Genomic DNA, 280 nt, shown 5'->3' on the forward strand with positions numbered 1-280 from the left:
GAATGTCCTAATACCTTCTTAGGAAAGCCAAGTTGTTTTAATTCAAACTTAAGAATTTGCTTTTTATACTTAAGCGTAAGTTGGTTATCGGAGCCCATATCTAATTGAAAGGGAACTGACGACCTTTGGTACAAATACTCTTTATACTTGAGTTAAAGTTGGTTGCGGGAGCCAGATTTGAACTGACGACCTTCGGGTTATGAGCCCGACGAGCTACCAGACTGCTCCATCCCGCGTCCGAATGTCCTAATACCTTCTTAGGAAAGCCAAGTTGTTTTAA

Annotated in this window: 1 tRNA gene; it reads right to left on the reverse strand. The window is 41.1% G+C overall.

The window, feature by feature from the left end:
- Window positions 1-159: 159 nt before the first annotated feature.
- Window positions 160-236, reverse strand: a tRNA-Met gene (locus tag H4J62_RS20145).
- Between the last annotated feature and the right edge of the window lie 44 nt (window positions 237-280).

Source organism: Colwellia sp. BRX8-5, assembly GCF_014077325.1.
In the GTDB taxonomy this organism is placed as follows: Bacteria; Pseudomonadota; Gammaproteobacteria; order Enterobacterales; family Alteromonadaceae; genus Colwellia_A.